Origin of the sequence: Zavarzinella sp., assembly GCA_041399155.1 — a bacterium.
Lineage (GTDB): Bacteria > Planctomycetota > Planctomycetia > Gemmatales > Gemmataceae > JAWKTI01.
On record JAWKTI010000006.1, the window covers coordinates 219,704 to 243,533 of the forward strand.

23 protein-coding genes and 1 pseudogene are annotated in these 23,830 nt (G+C 51.9%); 9 read left to right on the plus strand and 15 right to left on the minus strand.

Annotation, left to right across the window (positions count from 1 at the left end; genetic code table 11):
• Positions 1-16: 16 nt before the first annotated feature.
• Positions 17-172: a hypothetical protein gene (locus R3B84_23090; protein MEZ6143465.1), complete on the plus strand. Its 156-nt coding sequence runs from the start codon at positions 17-19 to the stop codon at positions 170-172.
• Positions 173-529: 357 nt separating this feature from the next.
• A complete protein-coding gene (locus tag R3B84_23095; protein MEZ6143466.1) occupies positions 530-3,889 on the plus strand; it encodes a DUF1592 domain-containing protein in 3,360 nt (1,119 codons plus the stop codon).
• A 129-nt stretch (positions 3,890-4,018) separates the two neighbouring features.
• On the opposite strand, the gene R3B84_23100 is transcribed toward R3B84_23095, so the two are convergent.
• From R3B84_23100 to R3B84_23155, 12 genes are all read right to left on the minus strand, one after another.
• On the minus strand, positions 4,019-4,249 hold the full coding sequence (locus R3B84_23100) for a DUF4177 domain-containing protein (GenBank protein MEZ6143467.1): 231 nt from the start codon (positions 4,247-4,249) through the stop codon (positions 4,019-4,021).
• Positions 4,250-4,542: 293 nt separating this feature from the next.
• Positions 4,543-5,199, minus strand: a complete 657-nt coding sequence (locus R3B84_23105) for a hypothetical protein (protein ID MEZ6143468.1) — start codon at positions 5,197-5,199, stop codon at positions 4,543-4,545.
• A 252-nt stretch (positions 5,200-5,451) separates the two neighbouring features.
• The gene (locus R3B84_23110) at positions 5,452-6,009 is read right to left on the minus strand and encodes a hypothetical protein (GenBank protein MEZ6143469.1); all 558 of its coding nucleotides are present in this window, start codon (positions 6,007-6,009) and stop codon (positions 5,452-5,454) included.
• A 196-nt stretch (positions 6,010-6,205) separates the two neighbouring features.
• A complete protein-coding gene (locus R3B84_23115; protein ID MEZ6143470.1) occupies positions 6,206-6,508 on the minus strand; it encodes a hypothetical protein in 303 nt (100 codons plus the stop codon).
• On the minus strand, positions 6,486-6,716 hold the full coding sequence (locus R3B84_23120; protein MEZ6143471.1) for an addiction module protein: 231 nt from the start codon (positions 6,714-6,716) through the stop codon (positions 6,486-6,488). Before R3B84_23120 ends, R3B84_23115 begins: the two co-directional genes overlap by 23 nt.
• 327 nt (positions 6,717-7,043) lie before the next feature.
• Positions 7,044-7,400, minus strand: coding sequence for a hypothetical protein (locus R3B84_23125; GenBank protein MEZ6143472.1), 357 nt, complete (start codon positions 7,398-7,400; stop codon positions 7,044-7,046).
• Positions 7,401-7,640: 240 nt separating this feature from the next.
• Complete coding sequence (locus R3B84_23130; protein MEZ6143473.1) at positions 7,641-8,243, minus strand: Imm7 family immunity protein; 603 nt, start codon at positions 8,241-8,243, stop codon at positions 7,641-7,643.
• Positions 8,243-8,470 (minus strand): hypothetical protein, encoded by a 228-nt coding sequence (locus R3B84_23135; GenBank protein MEZ6143474.1) that lies wholly within the window; start codon positions 8,468-8,470, stop codon positions 8,243-8,245. Before R3B84_23135 ends, R3B84_23130 begins: the two co-directional genes overlap by 1 nt.
• Before the next feature lie 117 nt (positions 8,471-8,587).
• A complete protein-coding gene (locus R3B84_23140; protein ID MEZ6143475.1) occupies positions 8,588-9,010 on the minus strand; it encodes a hypothetical protein in 423 nt (140 codons plus the stop codon).
• 367 nt (positions 9,011-9,377) lie between these two features.
• Entirely contained in the window at positions 9,378-10,100 is a 723-nt protein-coding gene (locus tag R3B84_23145) for a uracil-DNA glycosylase (protein MEZ6143476.1), read from the minus strand.
• A 395-nt stretch (positions 10,101-10,495) separates the two neighbouring features.
• Positions 10,496-11,425, minus strand: coding sequence for a universal stress protein (locus R3B84_23150; protein ID MEZ6143477.1), 930 nt, complete (start codon positions 11,423-11,425; stop codon positions 10,496-10,498).
• A gap of 212 nt (positions 11,426-11,637) precedes the next feature.
• Positions 11,638-12,924: a hypothetical protein gene (locus tag R3B84_23155; GenBank protein MEZ6143478.1), complete on the minus strand. Its 1,287-nt coding sequence runs from the start codon at positions 12,922-12,924 to the stop codon at positions 11,638-11,640.
• A gap of 312 nt (positions 12,925-13,236) precedes the next feature.
• Here R3B84_23155 and R3B84_23160 point away from each other — a divergent pair, with 312 nt between their 5' ends.
• The 5 genes from R3B84_23160 to R3B84_23180 all read left to right on the plus strand — a co-directional run bounded on the left by R3B84_23160 (position 13,237) and on the right by R3B84_23180 (position 19,957).
• Positions 13,237-16,272, plus strand: a complete 3,036-nt coding sequence (locus R3B84_23160; protein MEZ6143479.1) for a DUF1588 domain-containing protein — start codon at positions 13,237-13,239, stop codon at positions 16,270-16,272.
• A 5-nt stretch (positions 16,273-16,277) separates the two neighbouring features.
• Positions 16,278-17,363 carry a DUF1552 domain-containing protein gene (locus tag R3B84_23165; GenBank protein MEZ6143480.1) on the plus strand — a complete coding sequence of 362 codons (1,086 nt, stop codon included), beginning with the start codon at positions 16,278-16,280 and terminating at the stop codon, positions 17,361-17,363.
• Between the two features lie 26 nt (positions 17,364-17,389).
• Complete coding sequence (locus R3B84_23170; protein MEZ6143481.1) at positions 17,390-17,683, plus strand: hypothetical protein; 294 nt, start codon at positions 17,390-17,392, stop codon at positions 17,681-17,683.
• Positions 17,684-17,807: 124 nt separating this feature from the next.
• On the plus strand, positions 17,808-19,070 hold the full coding sequence (locus tag R3B84_23175; GenBank protein ID MEZ6143482.1) for a hypothetical protein: 1,263 nt from the start codon (positions 17,808-17,810) through the stop codon (positions 19,068-19,070).
• A gap of 209 nt (positions 19,071-19,279) precedes the next feature.
• Positions 19,280-19,957 (plus strand): DUF1080 domain-containing protein, encoded by a 678-nt coding sequence (locus tag R3B84_23180; GenBank protein ID MEZ6143483.1) that lies wholly within the window; start codon positions 19,280-19,282, stop codon positions 19,955-19,957.
• Positions 19,958-19,969: 12 nt separating this feature from the next.
• On the opposite strand, the gene R3B84_23185 is transcribed toward R3B84_23180, so the two are convergent.
• From R3B84_23185 to R3B84_23195, 3 genes are read right to left on the minus strand one after another with little or no spacing between them, the layout of a single operon-like run.
• Positions 19,970-21,190, minus strand: a complete 1,221-nt coding sequence (locus tag R3B84_23185) for a PQQ-binding-like beta-propeller repeat protein (GenBank protein MEZ6143484.1) — start codon at positions 21,188-21,190, stop codon at positions 19,970-19,972.
• Positions 21,187-21,708, minus strand: a complete 522-nt coding sequence (locus R3B84_23190) for a YkgJ family cysteine cluster protein (protein ID MEZ6143485.1) — start codon at positions 21,706-21,708, stop codon at positions 21,187-21,189. Before R3B84_23190 ends, R3B84_23185 begins: the two co-directional genes overlap by 4 nt.
• Positions 21,705-22,115: a YkgJ family cysteine cluster protein gene (locus R3B84_23195; protein ID MEZ6143486.1), complete on the minus strand. Its 411-nt coding sequence runs from the start codon at positions 22,113-22,115 to the stop codon at positions 21,705-21,707. Before R3B84_23195 ends, R3B84_23190 begins: the two co-directional genes overlap by 4 nt.
• Positions 22,116-22,521: 406 nt before the next feature.
• Here R3B84_23195 and R3B84_23200 point away from each other — a divergent pair.
• Both R3B84_23200 and R3B84_23205 read left to right on the plus strand, forming a co-directional pair.
• Positions 22,522-23,430, plus strand: a pseudogene (locus tag R3B84_23200) (DUF1559 domain-containing protein).
• Between the two features lie 140 nt (positions 23,431-23,570).
• On the plus strand, positions 23,571-23,756 hold the full coding sequence (locus R3B84_23205) for a hypothetical protein (GenBank protein MEZ6143487.1): 186 nt from the start codon (positions 23,571-23,573) through the stop codon (positions 23,754-23,756).
• Positions 23,757-23,830 lie beyond the last annotated feature (74 nt).

The following is a 23,830-nucleotide window of genomic DNA, read 5'->3' on the forward strand; positions in this document are numbered from 1 at the left end:
GGAGCAATCGCATGCCATGCCACTGACCGTAGCACCCGGCGAAACAGTTGTCCTCAGGGGAATGATCGATGTGAAAGCAGTTGGCGAGTTTGCTATGCCCCTGGTGCTGTTTCTGGAAGAAAACGGCCTCAAAGACCGCAGTTTTGAAGTGACTGGGACAACGACAGAGTAATCTGTTGCATTTTCGTTAGTGGTTTTTGCTTTGACTTTTTCCGTCGATGTCCTGGGTAACATGGGCGTCTCGCCCATGAGTTCTGCCACGGGCGGGACGCCCGTGCTACGATTCACCAATAAAGAATGTACAACTCTGGGTAACATGGGCGTCTCGCCCATGAGTTCAGCCACAGGCGGGATGCCAGTGCTACGTTTCACATATTGGGTATATACTGAAGTTGATGGTACAGGCTTGTTCGTCAACAGGACGAACCGACCCAGATATGTCGTTTTGCCACCATCGCTTACCCGCCGGTTTTCAATCGTGTTCCGACAATGAACCTACTGCATTGTCCCACGGAGGTTGACAGTTCCCATGAATTGTTGTCGTTTTCTGCTGGTTCTCGCTCTTACTGCATCCGTGGTGCCATTGCATGCGGACGATTATGCGACAGCCATCCAGCCATTTATGAAAAAATACTGCACCTCGTGCCATAACCAACGCACCGCACGTGGGGAGTTGAACCTGGAAAAGTTCACTTCTTCAACAGATATCATTGCCAACTTCCGCAAGTGGGATCATGTGATCAAATTCATCCGGGGTGGGGAAATGCCACCCGAAGACACCCCACAGCCCACGATTGATGAGCGGAACCAGGTGGTCCGCAGTATCGAAACGGTGCTGTTTGCCGAAGCCCGAAAACAGGCGGGTGACCCAGGTGTGGTGCTGCCACGTCGACTGTCGAACTCGGAGTACAATCGCAGTATTCGCGACCTGACCGGCGTGGATATTCGGCCAACTCGCAGCTTCCCACCCGATCCCGCTGGTGGAGAGGGATTTGACAATACGGGCGAATCGCTGACAATGTCGCCCAGCCTGTTAAAAAAATACCTGCAGGCAGCTCAGGAAGTGTCGAACCATCTGGTGCTCAAGCCCAACGGCATCACCTTCGCGCCGTTTGAAGTGACCTCGTACAACGAACGAAAAAAACTCACCGAACAGGCAATTATCGATTTTTATCAGCAGCACCAGGTCAATCCCGCCGATTATATTGTGGCAGCGTGGCGGTATCGCTATCGTTCTGCGGAATCAAAAACCAAAACCGTGGAACAGTGGGCGGCAGAGCAGCGTCTCAGTGGCAAATATCTCAAGCTGGTTGCCGATTTTCTGGCAAATGCCCACAACGAGGTGGGTGCGGTGCAGCAATTAGGCCTCGCCTGGCAGGAATTACCCCCACCGGAATCGGCAACGGCAATTCCAGAGAAAGTTCGACAGTTTACCACGCTGGTTCTCAATACGCGGGAGCGGTTCGGTTACCGCGAACCCCAGCTAATCCGTTCGAACGCAGGCAACTGGCCGATTAACCACCTTTACTTCCGTGACCAGGTTGCCCAACAGCGAGATCAGTGCGATGTCAGCCGATTTGTGAACGCACAGTCGATTAGTTCGGAGCGATTTCGCACTTCGAAAAAAATTCAGGATGAAAAGCAGGTCATCCTTACCCTGCGAATCGCACCCATGGACCCGAAGAAGGTGGGCCTGCTGCTCTGTAAAGAGCTGATTTTGACCACCGCCGATACGTTTCCCAAAAATGAGAAGGACCGCGAAAAGCAACAAGTGGTGGACCTGTTTGACTGGCTAAAAGAGCATCAGCCCAAAGTTTGGCAGAAACTGCCTTTCGGCAAACACCCCACCGGTGGGGCAATTTCGCCCAAAGGATTGGTGCTGTCCGGCCCCACCACGATCGATTTTCGTTTCCCCGCAAATTTATTGCCAGAGCTGAATAATAAGCGGTTGCTGCTGGCACTGGAAGCCGATCCCACCGACAAATCGTGTGGGTATTACGTGCAGCTTTCGAATGGCTTGCTGGCAGAAAATCAGCCACCTGTCGTGGCGACGGTGCTGCACCCCGATAACCCACAACGGCAAAAACTGCTCGATTCTGCCCAGCGGTTGTGCCAGGTGTTTCCGAATCGATTTTTCTATGTGGATGGCTCTCGTGGGCTGGCTGCGGGCTTCCACCTGGTGGAAGGCTTCTTTCGGGACGATTTACCACTGGTCAACAAGGTACTGGACGAACAGCAGACGGCCCACCTGAACCGATTGTGGCAGGAAATGGATTTCGTGACCAGCAGTGCGGAAAATCTGTTGCGGGGGTTTGTCTGGTTTGAACGCTCCGAACGCCACGTATTACAGGATAAACGCTTCGACTTTCTGCGTGCCGAAGATCCCCGCCTGGTAAAGGAAGAACTTCTGGGCCGGTTTGAGAAAGTTTACTACGAGAAGATGGGCGTGAAACTCGATTCTACGCCCGAATCATTAAAGAATAATTTGAATTATGTGATGATCAGCCGCTTTTTCGCCCAGGTGCGGCAAGGGTTGGCAACTCATGAGAAAACTTTAACCACTGCCGAATCGCTGGCACTGGATCAATTGGCCAGTCTCGCCAGCAAAGCCTATCGGAAGTATCTGACAGTTGCTGAAAAACAGCAATTATTAAAAACCTATCATGATTTTCGCAAGCAGGGGCAATCTGTTGAAGAGGCCCTGCGAGGCACACTGACTGGCATCCTGATGTCGCCCCACTTCTTCTACATTTATCAAACGCCGGTGCAGGCAAATCAGCCCACCCCACGCACGGATGTTGAGCTGGCAACCCGCCTGAGCCTACTGATCTGGTCATCCGTGCCAGATGAAGAACTGATGTCGCATGCGGCCAAGGGCACGTTGCGCAATCCCGGATTTTTGAAAAAGCAGGTGCGGCGAATGCTTCACGACCCCAGGTCCGCTGCTTTTGCGGAGGAGTTCTTCGGGCAGTGGCTGCGGTTTCGCGATTATCGGGAAAAAGATCCGATTAATGCCGCTGCCTTCCCTGGTTACGATGACAAACTGCGGGAGGCGATTTACCAGGAACCGATCAGGCTGTTGTCGTGGTTAATTCAGGAAGATCGTTCCGTGCTGGAAGTGGTGATGTCCGACCGCACTTTCATTAATGAGGCACTGGCGAAGCATTACGGCATGAACAGTCAATATGCCGCACAGAAACAACTCTGGCGGGAACGCATGGCTGCTGCAGGCACCCTCCCCACCGATCAGGATTTATGGCTGCCGATTGATGGCCTGAACGCCATGGGACGTGGGGGATTGCTGGGCACGGCAGCCATTCTCACTAAAAATTCATCTGGTGAACGCACCAGCCCGGTAAAGCGTGGTTTCTGGATGGTGCATCATCTGTTAGGGCAGCACTTCCCGCCCCCACCTGCGGATGTGGCACAACTGCCCAACAGCGAAAAAACTGCCAGTAAAAGCATTCGCCAATTGTTGCAGGATCATACGAAAGACCCCCGCTGTGCGATGTGCCATGTGCATTTCGACCACCTTGGCGTGGCACTGGAAGGGTTCGATCCACTGGGCCGAAGCCGCACCAAAGACCTGGCAAACCGGCCCATCGATCAGAAAGTCTCACTACCAGGTGGGGAAGAGCTGAACGGCATTCCCGGCCTGATTCGTTATGTGAAGGAGCACCGCCAGCAGGATTATGTGGATACGCTCTGTCGGCATTTTCTGGGCTATGCGCTCGGTCGATCGGTGCAGCTTTCTGACCAGCCACTGCTGGAACAGATGGCCGCAGAGTTGAAAAAGAATGACTACAAGTTTTCTGTATTGTTTGAAACGGTGATTCTGAGCCCACAGTTTTTGAACAAACGCCCGCTGACCGCCCAGGTGCCGAAATAGTGCCTTTTGGTGCACGAAATGCAGGCAAATTGTTGAAATTGACGCCCGCAGCAGACGCTAACGTAACGCACTGAATCAGCACTTTTACCTATCAGAGTTCGGATGCTTCAACCGTGATGTAATGAAACGTTAGTTTTCAGTAGAGGAAGATACTGGGGTGACCTCCGGGCTGCGCTTGAGGACGGCGACGATGTCCTTAGTCCACCCCTGGCCGGCCGTGGCGGTCACGATGGTGACCAGCTCCCAGCCGACCGCACCCAACTGGGTCAGGGCGGCTTCCAGCCGGGTGGCGTCGATCTTGCCGCCCTGCCAGAACCCCTCGGCCTCGAACTTGATCGTCTTGTACTCCCACCGCCTCACGAGCACCCCTCCGTGACCCAAGGCCTCCGCCGCATAACGGGGTCCGCGATTGAGCAAAGTCGCGGAGTAGATACGAAGCGATTCCTGCTCCAATCGGTGGTTAGGCAGCTTGCGGCCGTCACCTTTACTATATGCTCAATCGCGGACCCAGTAAAGCCGGTCGCAGGCTGGCTTAACGTAGGGCCGATCACCGGCCGGGCCGGCACCGAGCGGAGCTCGACGGCCAGAAACTACACTGCCGGCCCGGTCCGGTGCATCGGCGGGTTATCCGGCGGCCTGACCGACGTGACCATTCAAACGACTGGCCGGCGTAGCAGCGACGATCGGTGGTGCGTCCCGTCCGCTGCGAACCGCTTGGCAAGTTCCTCGCGACCAAGTTTTCCCTCCGCGGCCGCGTAGTCCAATTCGCTTGGCCAAAGCAGCTTAGCCGTGACGATGCGCACGATCCCACAGGGACCTTCAAACTCCTGAGGAAAGTCGGGCGGGGTAATCCCCAGCAGAACTCCGGCAGTGTCATTGCTGGTCGCGACCGGTTCAAGGACCACGGACATCGGCAATTCAAGCGAGATAAGTCCCAGCCGATCGATCAGCGCACGCACGCCGCCGTGATAAGCGCATTGCTGGGACACCTGATACGCCAAGTCAAAAAGCCAACTCGCCTGTACTGGGTCCGGAAGCTCGTCGGACGTCTCGGCAAGGACTTCGAGTTCGAAGCCCGAGTTCTTGTCGGGTTCATCCGAAAACGGATCGGCGAGCCCGTCGCTCATCACGATCGTGCCTCTGCCGCGCCGGACGACACGCCAAGCTTGACGAAGATCGGGCCACGACGGGCCGCCCATGAATGTCGGGTTGATCAGCGGCGCGAGAACGTCGGGGTTGACGGTGCCCAGAGATGCGGCATACCGGTCCCGCGAGGCATACGTCTGCTGAAGAAGCTCCTCGTTGGCCATGATGCTCCTGCCGGATAACGGGGTCCGCGATTGAGCAGAGTCGCGGAGTGAATACGAAGCGGTTCCTGCTCCAATCGCTCACTTAGGCCACTTGCGGCCGTCACTTTTAGTATATGCTCAATCGCGGCGTCGTTAAGCAAGGCGCAGGCCGGCTTTACGGAAAGGCTAAGCTGCCGGGGCCGCTTGCAACCTTCATGCCGCGCGAAACCGGAATGGCGACCATGGTAAACTTCATCCGCTGGTTCTACGCCGTCAGTCATCCTCATCCTCATCCTCATCCTCGGATTTCGGCTCCGTCCGGTACTCGGAAACGAAGAATTTGGTGAAAGTCTTGCGTTCGATACACTGGAGCGACTGCTTGGCGAAATGCCAGATATCGTCTCGCTCTGTCCCGCCGATCTGAGAATCGGCCCGCAGCAGGTTGGCGGTTCGGGATCCTGACGGTGATTGATATCCCTCACGGATCTCCGAGACGAAACGCTCGAAGGTGGCCGCGACGGGATAGACGTTTATACCGTCCTGGTCCGTTGAATAGAAGCCCGAATAATCGAAATAGGTGACGGCCCCTGCGTCGGTGAGCACGAAGTAATTGCAGCCCAGGTCCACGGCGATCGGGAGGCAGTTTGCAGGAAATACGTCCACCGCAGCCGTCTCCGTTTTGATCTCCTTGGGAGAGAACAGTACGTGAAGCCTCTCCCAAGTCTTGAGATCACTTACGTAGGCAAACATCGGCCGACCCGATATGGTGTCCGACAGCCACTTCGAGTGCAATCCATTTGTGACGCCGTCGAGTCGCGCTTTGATCGACACATGGACCTCTTTCACCAAAGGGTTTATTGCTCGCGTGCGTATTCATTCTTGGTCAAATGGACATTGCCAGCGAACGGTTTCCGCGATTGAGCAGAGTCGCGGAAATGAATACGAAGCGATTCCTGCTCCAATCGCTCACTTAGGCCGCTTGAGGCCGTCACCTTTACTATATGCTCAATCGCGGACACGCTCGCGTTCAACGCTTAGTTCGTCCGAGTCGAGTGTTCAGTTTCGCGGGGTCTTGACGACAATCCAAAACCGCGACAACATCAACAACTTCTTCCACAATCAGGTAGTAGATTGCATAGGGAAAACGATTTGATAGCGACCTGTAAAATCCATGGTACTTTTCGTGAACACCACCGGTCGTCTCAAGTTTCTTGATGTCTTCTCGCAAGCATGTGAGGAAATAATCATCCAAACCCACACATTGCTCGCCATAAAAAATGGCACCATTCTCAAGATCATCAAGCGCCTCATCCCTGAGTTCGACGTTCATTAAGCCGCTCCCGGACTTCATCGAAAGCAGCATCAAGCGACAAGCTAGGTTTGCTGGATGGGTTCTTCATCCGCTCGGACAATACATCACCGTGCCAATCGGGCGAAGACATGCCCGCCGGATTCGCGGATAAGTCCCGCCACAGAATGTTCATTGCATCGAGTTTCTCCTGGTGTGTAAGTGCAGCGAGCATGCTTTCAAGTGACATTGGTTTTCCTCCGAGCAGTATTATATCCCAAGAGCCAGCGATCAGCAAAGTACTGTTGTTTCAAGACGAACGGCCATCACTCAGTCTCCGCACAAAAAAACAAGGATTCAAAAGGATGGCTGACCTGTGATCGAGAAAGTCCGCGAAAGCATGTCGGTGAGTAATATCTGGCTCGTTTCGATCTTGCAGCCGTTACCTTTACTATATTCTCAATCGCGGACCCGTTCAACTGGCCGCAGGCCGGCTTAAAGACCAAAATCACCCGGTCGCGACGAGAGATTCTCCATTGTCAAAACGCCAGACTTCGCGACTCGGGTGCATTTTTTGTTATCCGACGGTTTGCCTATCCCAGCTAATGTCGGCAGAATCAGAATGAATACTGACCGCCAACCATCGACCGGTATCGCGACCAAACCCCTTCAGCGAGTACATGAAACGCATCTTGAAGTGGAATTCGCACAAGTCTTTGAGTGGCTCAACGCTGGTACAATCGGCCCAGACATTCGATTCATGCTCGTAGTACATCGCCGAAGCTGGGCATAGTAGCGGAAATCGTAGCTGCGCTGGGCCACGTAGAAATCCGTCATAATGAACGTCCGACATGCGCACGAACAGTTCACTGTCAGTCAGGCGCCACTCAAGGACATCAGCGTCGGGGAAGCCGTGCTTTTCAGTTGGTTTCATCTGAGTCGGATAACGGGTCCGCGATTGAGCAGAGTCGCGGAGTGAATACGAAGCGAATCCTGCTCCAATCGCATGTTAGGCCACTTGCGGCCGTCACTTTTAGTATATGCTCAATCGCGGACCCCGTTAAGCCGGCAGCAGGCCGGCTTAACGCCTGCCGTAACCGGGCACGAACGGAAGGCTTTGATTTCAATTGCCGCGTAATTGAGTGCTCCGGTTCACGGCCTTGTTCGCTGCTGATTATGCCAAATCGCTTGGATTTAGCGTAGGTACAATTGGTGAAAGAAACGGGTCGGACATCTCCGTAACGCATCCATTCGAGATGCGATGTACCCGAAACGCATTTGAAAAATCGTCGGCTCCGCGACCGTAATGAGGATTGCCGATCTGGTCTTCGTCGTCATGCACGTAAAGGAGTCCATAACTGCCTGTGCCATGCTCTGCAATCCATTGAATCATGCCCCAAACATGGGACGCACGATGGTTTCGAGAAACACAGAACATCAGGATGCCACGATGATTGTTGAGGTTTTCGTGTAGATCCCATTTGATGTAGCACTCATCATGCGTTGCCATCCATTGGCGAAAATGAGCCCACAGTTCGCGATCGGCTGCGTCGACCTGATCATCAATGGTGTCCACGGAGTCAATGTCTGCCGTGCGATACACCTCACGTGAGGATCGGAGGACACACCAGCCGTAGCCAACGAGCATTCTTTCCTCGTCTTGCAGCGAACGTAAAAGGCTCAGTTGCCGGCCGCCCGCGGAGAGCAGGCTCCAAACCAACAACAACATCATATCGCGGGCGCAGACGGTCAACTGCAGCCGGTGGTTAGGTGCCATCAGAGCAGCCGCTCACGAGCGATGCGAAACACAGCCTCTAACTCATCAACCGGGATGAGCGGATAGGTGCCTTGGCCGTGTTGAAGCAACTCGATCACAATGCGACCATCGACGGCTGAAATCTCGGCGATCTGAGGTCCCGTTCCTGCGAGAAATACCTGAACGACTGGAACTTCGTCAGGAACGCAGTAGATCGCCTCGATGGTCTTTTGCGACGTGGGCGCCACTGGCACCTAACGTAAAAGGCTCAGTTGCCGGCCACCCGCGGAGAACAGGCTCCAAACCGACAACCCCATCATATCGCGGGCGCAGCCGGTCAACTGCATCCGGTGGTTAGGCCACACTCACAGCGAGTTCCACAGGTACATCTGCTTCTGATCTGTTTGCGCACGCAACGCGAGGTTGTGAAGATCTCGAAGAACAGGCTCAAAATCTTCTTTCGACCATCCCAGTTCTTCGACCGTTGCATCGGCACAGGCGCTCGCTGTCTCAGCCAACTTATCACCCTCTAGTGCTGCTAGAGAAGTCACCATGTCAGTCGGTACACGCATGGTCCACATCTCCGCATCTTCTTCGGTCAGCAGTGGGAACTCGCCAATCAGTTCGACCGAATCCCCGCCGCCGCGCAAAACACTAAGAATACCTGCGGCCTCGAGCGGTGTGATTCGCCGAAACTGGCACCGATCCTCGTCCGCGAATGCGGAGATACCGTCATACGCCTTCGCCGTGTCATCGTCGCCGATCAGAAAGTCGCTAAGTATGCCCATGGTTTTGTGGCCTAACTATAATTAGACAGAATTAAATTCCGTCTATTCTGTCAGCGATTCTGCCTATCACTTTTTGTGTGATATATTCCAACGCGCATGCAAAGATACATCATGAGGAACGTCCTCATTGGACATTATTTTACTCTGCAGATCTAAGGGGTGCAAGGAAAAAACCAGATTGCAATACAGAAAGATACACTACATGGGTAAAACTGGATTCCCGCTTACGCGGGAATGACGGTCTGTGGTGGGTGTCTGTTTATTGGACGCCCTTCGGGTTCTGCTATTGGTTCCCGCCTTCGCAGGAATGATGATGGTGGGCACAATTGTCTCAAGGTAATCAGGTCGCTGTCTCGTCTGATTTTGATTAAACGCTCGTGGGCAATTGCCAGTCGATGGGTGGTTTTCCTTTTTCCGTTAACGCCCGGTTGATAGCCGAAAACGGTTTACTGCCAAAAAAGCCACTGTGGGCAGACAGTGGCGACGGGTGGGCCGATTCGATCAGCGTAAGTTCTTTGCTGGTAAGGATTTGCTTCTTTTTCTGTGCAGACGCACCCCACAGGACAATCACGGTGTCTGGCAGGCGATCATTAATGCACTTCAAGACCTGATCGGTGAATTTTTCCCACCCTTTGCCTTTGTGAGAGTTGGGCTTGCCGTCCCGAACCGTCAGCACAGTGTTGAGCATAAACACCCCCTGTTTTGCCCAGCTTTCCAAAAATCCATGCTTGACCGGTGCGATACCCAGGTCATCCTGCAATTCCTGATAGATATTTCGCAATGAAGCGGGGATGCGGACACCAGGCAGCACGGAGAATGCCAGGCCGTGGCCCTGTCCTTTCCCTGGGTAGGGGTCCTGCCCCAGAATTACCACCCGCACCTGGGAAAGCGGTGTCCATTGAAATGCCGTAAACACTTGCTCTGCAGGAGGATACACCGTTTGGCTTTCGCGTTCTGCTGCGACAAATTCATGTAATGTGTGCCAGTAATCCTGCGAAAATTCATCTGTTAGCGCGTCAAGCCACTCGGCACCCAGTGGGGGAAGTTCACGTGGTTCATTTGGTACTTCGTCGAATAGTCCTGCCTGCACTGTGCGGCCCCACAAAATGGTGATTCTGGAGACAGTTTATTTTTTTTGTGCAAAAGGGGCCCAATAATAGGATTTGTGTGTGCTGCTGCACTGTGGTCATGAGTGTAATGTGGGCTACGAAAACGTACAGTCAAACATTCGCCTGAATGTTAGTTTGAGATTTTTCACAAAATAATTGTGATTGCCACAAACTACTGTATGCACAGAACTTATGGCGATGAAAAATCAGAAGGATATCATGCAGGAATTAAGAAAAACTGAGCAAGTATACAGATAGTGGATATATTAATATACGCACGTGCAATATATGTGCGGGGGAAATATTGTTGAAGGAGGCATCGAATGAAAACAAACCAGTGGTGAAGGTACTAGATTGTTATGCAGAATAGCCGATCTTATTCTTCATCGGCGGCACGGACAATCAGGACAGGGCCAACGGCACCGCGAACTACCTTATCTGCGACAGAGCCAAAGAGCATTCGCGAAAGCCCACCATGCCCATGGCTGGCAAGTGCGATCAGAGTTTCTGGTGACCCAGCCTGGGCAAGGATTTCTGCAGAGGCGGTGCCATGCTCCAGCACTCTCTGTTCAATGGGCAAGCCGCAGTGCGAATGCTGCTCTGCAACCCCCTGAACATACGCTTTGGCAGCAGGCAATGCCCTTTCAATCAGTTCCAGGTCGAGGCCGGGTTTGTTGATGCGGGCAATCAGGCCGCGAATATCTTCCACCGAATCGAGTACCAATAAGAGCGTAACACTCGCTTGAAACTCTTTCGCCAGTGCGAAACCCGGTGCCAGTGCCTGTTCAGCAAATCGCGAACCATCCAAAGGAATCACGACATGCTTGATCGTTGGCGTCCCTGTGGGCTGTTGTTCCGGGTCGGCTCGCACTAGCAGAATCTTGCCCGTGGCAATTTTCAGATACGAATCGGCCACGCTGCCCAGCCAGAAGCGGGCGAAGGCACCCTTGCCGTGGGTGGTCATCACTGTGAGATCAACCTGTTGTTCCTGAGCATAATTTGCCAGGACCCCTGCGGTCGATTCAGAACCATCAATCAAAGTGCCAGATACCTGGAGCGAAGGATAAGTCTGGCCGACGGCTTGTGCCTGCTGTTCGATCGCATCCTTTTGAACCACTTTGGATTCTTCGTAAATGCTTGGATCGCCACTGGCAATACCCTCGCCACCGAAATAGGGCATCGGCTGGATGAATACCCGCGTCAGGCACAGTTCTGCACCCCACTTGCCTGCAAGTGTTGCAGCCCACGGAATGGCGAATTGCGCTGCGGCTGAGCCATCCAGTGGTACAAGGATTTTCTTCAACATGACTAGTTCCTCCCTGGTTAAAGTGATGGTGGCAGATTACATGACTGCGAGCAAGTTATCCAGAAGAACCACCACCATCTATTTTACAGCAAAACAGGTTTGATTGTGGATTTTCAGGATACTTTTTCAGGATGCCCTTGGAGAGGAGATCGTGGTAAGGAAAACAAGTTTCGTGCAGGAATGGCAAATGGAAAAAGTGCGGTGGCCAACAATTACTTGCGGGGCCGAATTGCCCGGGGAGCATTCAGTTTCACTGATTTCTTCACCAGCCATTCGATTCCCAGTTTACCGGGTTTTACCGTCAGATCCATGCGGGAGATACCAATCTGGATCCGGTTATAATCGGCGGAGTTCACTCGGAATTCAAAGGTATCGTTGGGGTTGTCCCACGCAGCGACTACCGCGTAGTATGTTTTGCTGTTGTTCTTGCCTGTTGAAAAACGCTTATTCACCACCACCTGCGAGTGGGTAACGGCTGGTTTGGAATCGAGCAACGCATTGATGCCAGATAGCGTGCCCAAGGTTCCCAGTGGCATCGTGAACATGGCTACGAGCATCATGGCTTTCCACTTATCGTGGGAGGTACTGGTGCCACGCACGGCAAAAGCACACAACCACCCATAGACAAACATGACGGGTAGAATCGCCATCAGTGCGGCCAAGAGGATCTTCGATTCCCGCATCGCTGGGTGGGTAAACGTCAGAATAAATGCCACTGCAAAAACGATCTGAAAGGTCCAAAGGAGCGTTTTGCCCACTCCCAGGGAGTGGGATTGTTTTTCCACCAGCTCTGTGTCAATTTGCTGGGGCAAATCTTCAGCCAACTTCAGCAATATCTGTCCGGTGCGGTCCTGTAAGTCAGCTTCACCATTTTTTAATGGATCAAAATTGGCCCAATAGGCCACAATCTCGGTGCCAGTAATGCGGATTTCGGTATATCCCAGATTTCGCAGTGCCAGAATGGCCACCCGCCGCACCGGTTCTTTCAGGAATTCTTCCACGTAAGAGTTGGAAGGACAACGAATAAAGATCGCATCGTCAAACTCCGCATCACCCGTCTGGTGTTCGTGGGCGATCCCCATCCGCTTGCTCCAGCGATCAAACCACGTTTCCTCATTAAAAGTCATGGTGGTGGGCACAGCAGCATTGACGCTGATTGCCAGATCTGCCGGTCGGCCATTCTTGCCCGGAACCGCCTTGCGGAACAGCACCTGATAAGGTTGTCCCACCACTTCGCGGATTTGGGGCAGATCGGAAACAAAATCCCCCACGCGGGTGCCACCCTGTTTTTTCAGGGCTTCTTCTTTGAGCTTTTTCACCCCTTCCTGGACTATTTTGATGCACTTCACAAATGCAAACCCACAGATGATCGACAGGATAATGCATGCCGCCATCGGGATATACATTTTCTCCATGGCAAAGATAGCAATGCCGATCACACTGGCAATTTCCACCACCAGACAGATAGGAATCAACAGAATAACACCAATCCGAGACATGAATTTTCCTCTATTGTGCGTGCTTGCGAGCCGCCCACATGGGGTCATTATGAGGCAATCTTACCCCACGATGGGCAGAAAGAAACCGTTTGTAGTGCTAAAATGGCTCTTTTCATCTGACCACCTGGGAAGTGTCGGAGAACCTTGACAATCAGTGGCAGCTATTTATGATAACTCTCTAAGAATTGTTTGTTCTTGAAATTTCTCCCATCTTCTGTCAGGATTGAACAGGTAAACTGTTCTAAATTCTGAGCGTCACGGCAAACAGTTTGAAAAAATTGTCCCACCTACCTGAAATGAAGTGATCACTGAATGAAACATCGTAGCACGACAATAAAAATAATGCGATACGTGGGGCTTTTCGTATTTCTGGCCGCCCCACTTTCTGCACAAGAGTCGGGCACCGCAGCCCAGGTGCTGGATACCTATTGCATTTCCTGCCATGGCCCCATGAAGCAACAAAGTGGGATTCGCTTCGATGCACTGGAAACGATCGACACTGTCGACCTACAGGCATTGTTTCTAAAGGCACAGGAAGCTGTTCACACGAAGCAGATGCCGCCAGCCAAAGCGAAACAACCCACCGCAGCAGAAAGGAAAGTTCTGCAGGATTGGCTCCAGGAGCAATTGAAGGGTGAAGCTGCAGAAAAATTAAAAGAAAAGTTACTGCGACCGGAAGCGGGCAATTATGTGGATCATGATGATCTGTTTTCGGGTAAGTATGCCCACTTGCAGGGGTATACAGAAGACCGTCGCTGGTTGATCAGCCAGTATATCTTCGAGGCAAAGTTCAATCGCATCCTGAAGCACCAGCCATTTGTCACAATTGATGGCAAACGCTGGAATGTGGTAGGCAGCAATAACCGAAGTGTCAGCCTGACCAATCCGTTTCTTCTCCCCACCAATTCGGGTGTGCGTTATTACAGCAACGAAACCCTGAACGGTGGGCACCTGCTGACCATGCTGACGAATGCCCGATCTGCTTCTGCGGCAATCATGCGACTGGCAGACCGAGATAAGAGATTTTTACCAGCGGTCGCGAGTATTCTGGAACTGGAAAGCAAAAATAAGCTGACACTGGAATCCAGAAGGAAGTTTCTGGACACACATATTGAGCGGGTATTACAGGACCTGTATGGGGATAAACATCAGGAACTGCTGCCTAGGTTTGTTCGCGTTGAGGTCGCCCCACCGATCAGTGGGGAAGAGGCAACCAAAAAAGCACCTTTCCATGCTGCGAACCCAGGGAATGCAGAACTCGAACTGATTTTCCGGACGATGCGTCGTCATCAGAAGCCAAATCAAACGGATGCACAACTTCTGGAAGCTTGTGAAAAAGAATGGTTCTATTTCGGCCACGAAGTACGCACCATCCAAACACGGATCACCTTCCTGAATAATTACATGGTGGAATGGCGGCAACAAATCAATGTTCACAAAATGGATGAACGCTATAAGGAAGTTGTTTTCAAGCCTCTGCCAGCAGAGGAAATGAAAATTGTTGCCGAAACGATCCGCAGACTTCGCAAGCCAGGAGATCGTTATCTGGACGTGGTGGCAAAATGCACTGAAGAGTGGGCGAAAGGGTTCGAACAACAAAGAATCGCTGCTGGTTCCCCACCAGCAGATCAGGTACGTGCCCTGGTGGTCCAGATGTTCCAATTGATCCTGGAACGCCCACCGAACAGTGAGGAAAGCCAGGAATACACCGATTTGACACAGAAGTATTCTCAGCAGCTTGGTCGCCAGCCTGCCATCGAGAAACTGATTCAAACCCTGATTCTCAATACTGAGTTTGTTTACCGCAGCGAATTTGGGCAGAGCACAGCAGATCAGCATGATCGGCGAATGATGACTCCACGTGATGCCAGCTACGCAATTGCTTACGCACTGACGGATAGTTCTCCAGATGCAGAACTCGCCAAGGCGGCGGCTGAGGGCAGATTGAACACGCGAGCAGACTACGAACGCGAGGTGCGTCGAATGCTTGCGAAGCGGGATCAGGTTTCCATTATTGATGAAGCGGTGAACCATCAGGACTGCCCGAATTTCACCCGCATGCCGATCCGCGAACTCCGCTTCTTTCGCGATTTCTTTGGTTACCCGAATCTGCTGGCGATTTTCAAGGATCGCAAGCGCTTTGGTGCGGAGTACGATCAATCCCGTGTCCGCCTGGTGGCTGAAACTGACATGCTGGTGGAGCACATTCTGGAACAGGACAAAGATGTATTGAAGACCCTGTTAACTACGGACAGGTTTTATGTCTACCACAGTGGGGACAACGTAGCGATGCAGGAAGCCGCGGACCGCATTCGCCGGATTTATGACCACTTTAAAGGGGAAGACTGGCAGAACTATACCATTGAAGACCTTGCCAGACACAAAGATTTCATCGCCAGGGAAAAAATGCGGGGCATTGATGTGAACCGGTTGGCGAAAGACCGACGTTACAACCCGTTGCAGGCATTCAAAACGCAGATGGCCAGCTTTACCCTTCGCCTGGAACATGGGCAAACCGCAGCAGCACCGTATAACTCGTTTCCTGCCCACGGGATGGCGAATGCCAGCACGCGTTACGGTGGGCGGCTGCACAGCCCGGAAGTAGCGAATTTCTTCGATATCGACCTGAAAAATTGGAACTATCCCACGGCACAGCCCACACCGATAGCCAACCGCATGGGAATGTTGACCCACCCAGCCTGGTTGATTGCCCACGCACAGAATACCGAAACCGACCCGATTCACCGTGGGAAGTGGATTCGCGAAAAACTACTCGCGGGTACTATACCGGATGTGCCGATCACGGTTGATGCCGTGATTCCGGAAGATCCCCACCACACGCTGAGACATCGGCTTGAAGCCAAAACCAATAATCAGTACTGCATGTCCTGCCACAGTAAAATGAACCCCCTGGGGGTACCATTTGAGATTTATGATGATTTTGGCCGATATCGTACCCAGGAGCGGCTGGAATATCCAGAAAATCTGATTAAAAAGGTGGAGGATAAAGGCCCCATTGAAAGCGATCTGCGAGACATTTACAAGACACTGCCGATTGACCCAAGTGGGTATCTTGAAGGCACCGGAGATGCAACGCTGGATGGCAACGTGACTGATGCACTGGACTTGATTGGCCGGCTGGCGAAATCTGATCGCGTCCGCCAATCGATGATCCGCCACGCATTCCGCTATTTCATGGGTCGGAACGAGACGCTTTCTGACTCCAGAACATTGATCGAAGCTGATCGTGCCTACCTGAAAAGTGGTGGCAGCTTCGATGCCTTGATTGTTTCCTTATTAACTTCTGATTCGTTTATTTACCGAAAGGCTCCCAAGCCAAAGGAATAGATACTGTGGTTACACGAAGATCCTTTCTGACCCAATCGGCCCTTGGTGTCAGTGCGTTGGGAGCATCATCTCCGCTGCATACCCTGCTTGCCGAATCCGGCTTGCCTGTCACCTCACCGTCGGAGGTGCGGCGATTTGTGTTCATCCGCAAGTCGAATGGAATCCGTCCGAATGAAGTCGCTTTGCCCAGTTTTACCAAAGAACAGGCAAAACTTGATCGCGAAAAGCAGCCACTCGAAGTTGATTTTGCGAAGCATGAATTGCCGAAATGGCTGAGAGCATTGGACCCGTACAAGAAAAATCTGGCCATCCTGCAGGGGTTATCCTGCATGATGAGCGAGAACGGCCACTGGTCTTACTCATCCGTCATGGGGGCATTCAAGTCGGGCCGCAACTCCCTCAGTGGGATCAAACGTGCCACCATCGACTTTGAACTGGCCAAACTGTTCCCTTCGCCTTTTGAACATATCGAACTATCGTTGACTGGGAACTACAGCACCTGGCGAACGGGCATCGTACCCGGTTACTCCGCCCCTGCACCCCACCAGCGGAATTATTGCTATGCCGATCCCCAGACGGCCTACGATGAACTGTTCAAAACGGTGGTCGATCCGGAATCCAGTAATTCGGATAAAGCGATGCTCGCTTTTCTCCAGAATGAAGAATCTTACAAGTCGAAGATTCTCACAGGGTACGAAAAGCTGAAAATCAGCAATCATATCGCATCAATCGAGCAGATTCAGGCCCGCAATAAAAAGCTCGAAAAAATGTCCGACCTGATCAAGAGTCATCTGCCGACGATCGCTCCTGTGCATCGCAACGGTGGGACAAACGCCACGACACCGGAAAAGCAGCAGGCGATGACCGACATTCTGATCGCCGCACTTGCAACCGGTCTGACCAATGTGGTTACCTACACGATCGATGAGCTTTCCACACCAATTAAAGGGCTCCCTGGTAACGAAAACGACCAGATTTCGATTCACGAACTTGGCCATGGTGGGGGCTACAGTGGTGTTTCCGCAGATCTGATCCGCGAAAAATTCGCATTGGTCATATCCAGCAGGTCAAGACCATCGTTGACAAACTGAAAGCAATTCCCGAGGGAACGGGAACCATGTTCGACAAAACCATGGTGATCTACTTCCCGGAAAACGGTGAAACGCACCATAGCCATGGCACCGAAGCCCCCTTTATTATCGTTGCCGGTGACAAATGTCGCCTGAACATGCTGGGTCGCTATATTCGCCTGCCTTACCACGGTACCGAAGGCCATAAAACCATCGGCAACTGGTATACCACATTACTGAATGCCCATGGTAACCCAATCGAGCATTACGGCGACTTTGATCTGGAAATGGCCCGAAAGAAACTCGATCAGAAAGGTGCCATCAAGCAGTTCCTTTCCTGATCTGCTATCCCCAGATCCCAGATCCTGTGGGCAACGGATTGCATACAATTAGTTGCAGTGATATTGCAAGGTTTTTTGCACAAGATAGCTCGTCAATGCCAGTATTTTTATCACAGGATTGCTCATGTCTGATGAAGAATTTCTGCTGGATGAGATTGAAAAGGGAATCATTGCCCACGGTGGGGACCTTGGGGGATGGACAAAGCGGGAGGATGATACCCTGCAACTGTTCGATGGCCGGGTAACCCTCCGTGCCCTCATTCATGATTCCAACCCATCCAACAAACTCGAAATGGTTCATGCCCATGTACTCACCACTCTGCATGATTATGACGATGAGGTACTGGACGCCTGCCTGATGGGCATGGGTGCGAATGCCGAAGAGGCACTCTCCGAAGCAGCGATTATCTGGATTACTGGTGTGTCCGGACCAATCAAATCGTTTATTGATAACAAGCCGGTTTGCATGACCTGTCAGGCGGGTGTGGTTGATGGTGATCCTTCCCAGGGCTATGTGCCAGGAAATTATGGCTTCCCCAACCATCGTGCGTTTGTCGGCCCGTCGTTTGCAAGAGGAATTAGTAACGATAAAGTCGGCAATCAACTGGATGATAGCAAGCCATGGTTTCAATTTGCGGCCGAGTCTGCAGCACCACGCCGCGTGCATCTGGCAAAGTCTACGGTGCTGGCAAAAGGCAAAGAGGGCTGGAGCCGATCGCTGGAAGTCGATGGACACGATGTGTCGTACCACGAACCTGTCTGGTCGGTGGGAGTACGCTGTCCCGACTATGGCTATCTGACACGCTTTGCCGTCTTTGAGTTCCCACCGAATTCAAATGCGATGAAACGCCGGAAAGAACTGGAACGCACCATCAAGTACTTTGCAAAGCACTATTCCGATTACGAATCGATCGATCAACTGTTGGATACGATGGAAAAGAAAGGTTTTGATCCTGAATTGGTGCACGAAGTAGAGGCATATTCTACGATTGCTTTTGGCCGGGCACTGTTTGAACATCTGGGGGTGCAATACTCTCCGAAGGTGATTCGTGCTCGCCGCAACGGGAAGGTGGAACTGGATGTGCCCTTAATGTCTATCCCGGCTTACACCCGGGCAAAAGCACTTGCCGCACAATTTCGCCAGACAATGCCAGAAAAGGAGTTTCAGGCCCTGTGTCTCTACAATGCCGAATCTCAGGCGATTATGAATGCAATGGATGATGTGGGGGAAGACCTGGATTTGTCCGGGCTCACCATGTATCCCTGTGTGGTACCCGACCGTGGGGTGAGTAATGAAACCATGGACAAGGCACTTGATATCTTGAATAACATGATTGAAGGGAAAAGAAAGCAAAAAAACGCAAAACCCTGGTGGAAATTCTGGTAATGAAGTGACAAGAATTGAAGTGCTCAGCCCCGGAAACTGGTGAGGAAATTCTTTAAATCATTGCACGCAAAGTCGCAAATTCGCAAAGTGAATCCGATAACATGCAACGTTCACCACAGTTAACTCCCTGGGACCTTTTCAGAAATCTTCATTGGCATTTCTGGTGCCGCTAGCATACACTCTAGTGGGATTGTGCAGGAGACTGAAAAATGAAAAATTCTCATGGTGCGGTAGCGTTCTTCTTGGCAGTATTTGTTGCAAATGCTTGCGATACCGGTACTTGTGGTGCGGAAGAGAAACCAGCGAAACCGGAATGGAAGGCTCTTTTCGATGGAAAAACACTCAAAGGCTGGAAAAAATCTGATTTCTTCAAGCCAGGCGAAGTGACTGTCAAAGATGGTTGCATGGTGCTGGAAAAAGGCGATGCGATGACAGGCATCACCTATGCCGGCAAGGATTTCCCCACCACCAACTATGAAGTGACGCTGGAAGGCAAGCGGGTTACCGGGCAGGATTTCTTCTGCACCACCACGTTTCCGGTGGGGAAGGAATTCTGCTCTTTTGTGGTCGGTGGCTGGGGTGGCTCAACCATTGGTTTGTCCAATATTAATGGTGCCGACGCTTCCGAAAACCTGACCAACGGCAGCAAAGTGTTTAAAGACGACCAGTTTTATCGCTTTCGCATCCGGGTTACCGATACCAAAATCAATGTCTGGATCGACGATGAACAAGTTGTCGACCTGAAACGCAAAGGTTTTGAATTTTCCATTCGCATTGAGTGCGATGAATCAAAACCGTTTGGCATCGCCACCTGGCGTACCGTGGGGATGGTGAAAAATATTAAAGTCCGCACACTGACGGCAGAAGAAGTGAAAGGTGACAAGTAACGCGAAAATCGCTTACTTCGGAATGCTGATGCACTTCAAGGTGCTTTCATCTCGCACATAAATCTTGCCATTGGCCACTGCCGGGTGGGCCCACGTGGGGCCGCAGGCTTTCGTACGGGCCAGTTCTTCATATTTCGTCACATTCGGTGCCAGCAGCATTAGATTCCCCTGGTCATCGTGCATCAGCAGTTTGCCATCGCCCATCTTCAGCAGTGCGGCGTGGTATTTGCCGATATCCGGCTTGTTCCAGATTTCTTTCCCAGTGGCAATTTCGACGCACCGCAACATGATGGATGGCTTGGTCAGCGATGCCACACCCGTGGCCATGTACATGTGCTTGTCGTCAACCGCGACAGGTGTGGAAAAATAGCAGGTCAGCTTATTGTTCTTCCAGACCTGTTTGGCTTCCATTTTATCGCCGGAACCAGTTACCTGCACACCCACGGCACCTGCGGTAACCGAAGAGGCAATATACAGCCCACCGGCATACACTGGCGTGGTGGAACTTTCGTTCAGCAGATCGCGAAATGGCACCTTCCAGACGATCTCACCCTTGGTATTAATCCCCTGCAGGTGGGCCCCACTTAACATAACGATTTGGTTATTAATCCAGATCGGTGCGGCATAACTGGAGGCATCTTTGCCCGCAGTCCATGCTTTTTTGCCGGTCTTTTTGTTGTAGGCGACGGTGCCGACGCTGCCTTTCTGGCCGGTCTGCACCACAACCAGGTCACCCACCACGATGGGGGATGCAGAAACACCGAACAACAGATTATCTTTGCTGGGTGTCGCCAGTGTTTCCGCTTGCCACACAATTTTGCCAGTGGCAGCTGAGTAGCAGACCAGCGTGCCGGTGTTCCCCAGGCTGAAAACCAATTCCCCATCCACAACTGGTGTCGCACGTGGGCCCACACCGAACAACGGTTTGAACTTGGTTTTGGCATATTTCTGCTGCCACAATAATTTTCCTGTGGCAGCATCATAGGCACTCATCATTTCTTCATCAATATCTTTGCCAATGGCATGAATAAACAGTTTGCCGTCTGCCACAACAGGGGAACTGTTCCCCTCTGCCACGTCGATGGACCAGTCCGCCTTCAGTTCGCCCTGCCATGCAGGCACTACTTCGGTGCTGGAACCATCGCGTTTGGGGCCCAACCACTGGGGCCAGTCTGCCGCACTGGCGAACGTGGTGCCCCACAATAATCCAACCACAACAAAAAATCGACTCATGGTGTTTCCTCCAGGGGGGAATCAATCACCGGAAGTGATTGTCTGGTAAGTACTTCGGGCGAAACAGGCTCTTTGCGGGTGGTCGCACGGCTTTGGGCGGCTTCGGAGTTCAAAAAATAGTGCAGTGGTGCGTAGCCCCACCCGAGATTTTCACGATCGGACAACTGTTTTAGTTTTTGCAGATACTTTTCGGTAATCGCGTTGCCCGTTTCTTCATAATTCGGGTCGCAATAGTAGACGCGGCACCCCAACGGTCGATTGGAACGTGCGGTGCACAGGCCTTCAATTTGAAACGGGCAACCCGCACCATCGTTCTGTGCGGGGAAAGGTGGGCAATCTTCCAGCAGAAAAGCTGCTTCAATATGGCTGATGAAGAGGGTATGGCCATATTCCTTGAAACGGCAGCACCGTCCAGAAGCATCGCACACCGGCCCCGCCTGGGCAATATCGGCAGCCACTTCAGTATAGATTTGCTGCAGTGCGGTGCGTTGTTCCGGTGACAGTTCTGGAATATTCATAACCGAAACTGGTTTAAGCGTTGGGTAATTTCCTCTACAGGAATGATATCGCCCACGTTGCACCCCGGGCAGTTTTCAGCCACTTCCTGCCAGCGGGCGGGCGTTTTCAGGTTGGTTTCCCAGAACGGCCAGGTGCGGCACTGCACGGGTCGCACCTCGTAGACGGTGCAGCCTTTGGCCGGATCGTAAAACACGCAATCGTTATTGGCTTTTTCGCGTAACGTGCGGTGCCCACGGTGCAATCGGGTGTAGACTGCTTCAAACACTTCGCGTTCTTCGCCCACAAACTCAGCAAGTGCCGTCACTTCCTCATCGCTGACCCACACAAAGCCAGGTTCGCCAGTGCAGCACCGCCCACACATGGTACATTCAAACCGCAACCCCGCCTGATACCAAACCGCCTTCATACCCCACCTCGCTTGAAGGTATGATAGGTAAAATGAGCCAAAAAGCGGCTTTGTGAAACCACCTCAGAATGGGAATGGGTGAATGAACGTGGTTTGGTACATGGGATGTGAAGCCACGCTTGTGCCACGCACCTGAGAGACTGACCACACGCAATCTGGTGGTTTGGATATGCTGCTGCTGTCGTTTGTCAGGTAGATTTCGGACTGATCACATCCTAAAAGGTTGCTATTTGAAAATGAAACTAATTAAAAATTTTTCAGTTGACAACTTGTCGCTTACACCTGTAGACTCCTGATTGATAAATGGATTGCTCCTCTCTGATTTGGCATTTCTTCCCATTTATTGTCGACTATTTACTGGCGTGGCTATCAGTGCTACGCAATCCTTTTTCTTAGGGGGTCGGTTATGTCTTGGAATCTGGTTCGCTCAAGGCGTGGTTTTACGCTCATTGAGCTGTTAGTTGTGATTGCGATCATTGCAATCCTGATTGGATTGCTGTTACCCGCAGTTCAGAAAGTGCGCGAAGCGTCAAATCGTGCAAAATGCAGTAACAATTTGAAGCAGATGGGGCTGGCATTACATTCCTACCATGATACGTACTATGCGCTTCCGCAAGGTCAGTCTCCTTGGAGTGCTGCTTACAGTCCGCCGTACGAAGGTGCATGGTCGTGGATGAACTACATTCTGCCATACATTGAACAAGACAACGCTTATCGACAGGGGCAGGCATTTGCCCAGACAGATCATTACTCGTGGCATAATCCTACTTGTGCACTCAAAGTCAGTATGTATATCTGTCCTTCAGACTCACGTGGCAATCAAGTATATTCCGGAGCCCCCTACGGCATCGCCGATCAAGCCACAACGGGCTATCTGGGCAATTCTGGCACCACTTCAACATCGATGGATGGTGTTTTATACATGGGTTCCAAGGTGGCACTGCCCCATATTACGGATTGAACGAGCAATACCATCATGGTGGGAGAGCGACCACCGAATACAAATCTGGAATTTGGCTGGTGGTTCACTGCATATGGTTATGATGGCAGAGGCAATGCAGACTGTGTATTGACTTCAAATGATCTCGCTGTGGCGAACTACTTCGGTTGTGGTACATCTGCCGCGCAAAAAATCGGCTTGCAGCCTGGCCGACCAGAGGTAAGCTGCGATGCTGCCCACTATTGGAGTTTTCATACCGCAGGTGCACAATTTTTGATGGGTGATGGCTCTGTGCGAATGATCACGTACAGCAACAACAACATTCTGCCAATGCTTAGCACACGTGCTGGGGGCGAAACGAATAATTTGCCTTAATCAAAGTAAGTAATTTCTATTGAAAGTTCAGATAAAAGTGCTGAGGTGGAATGCCAGATAAACCTTTTCTGGCAAATGGACTGCATGTACATCGGCAGCCTAGCAAACTACAGTGCCAGCACACTACACGGAATCATCACATGACCAAGATTGTTCGCAAGTTTACTTTGTTAAGTGTTTTCAGTATTGGGATAGCAACTGTTTTCGGGTGTTCAAAATCGGATGAAGTGCCATCAAGTAATGTGAAAGTGGAACCGAAAGATTCAGGCGCTAACATTAGTGCGCAACAACAAGGAGCTGGCCGCTTGCCGAAAGCACCACGTTAGGCATCAAGCCCGGGTTCGTTGCCTGAGTTCCTCAAGTAATCCAGCAGCCTCTGAAAAGTATTCCCCTGATTCCA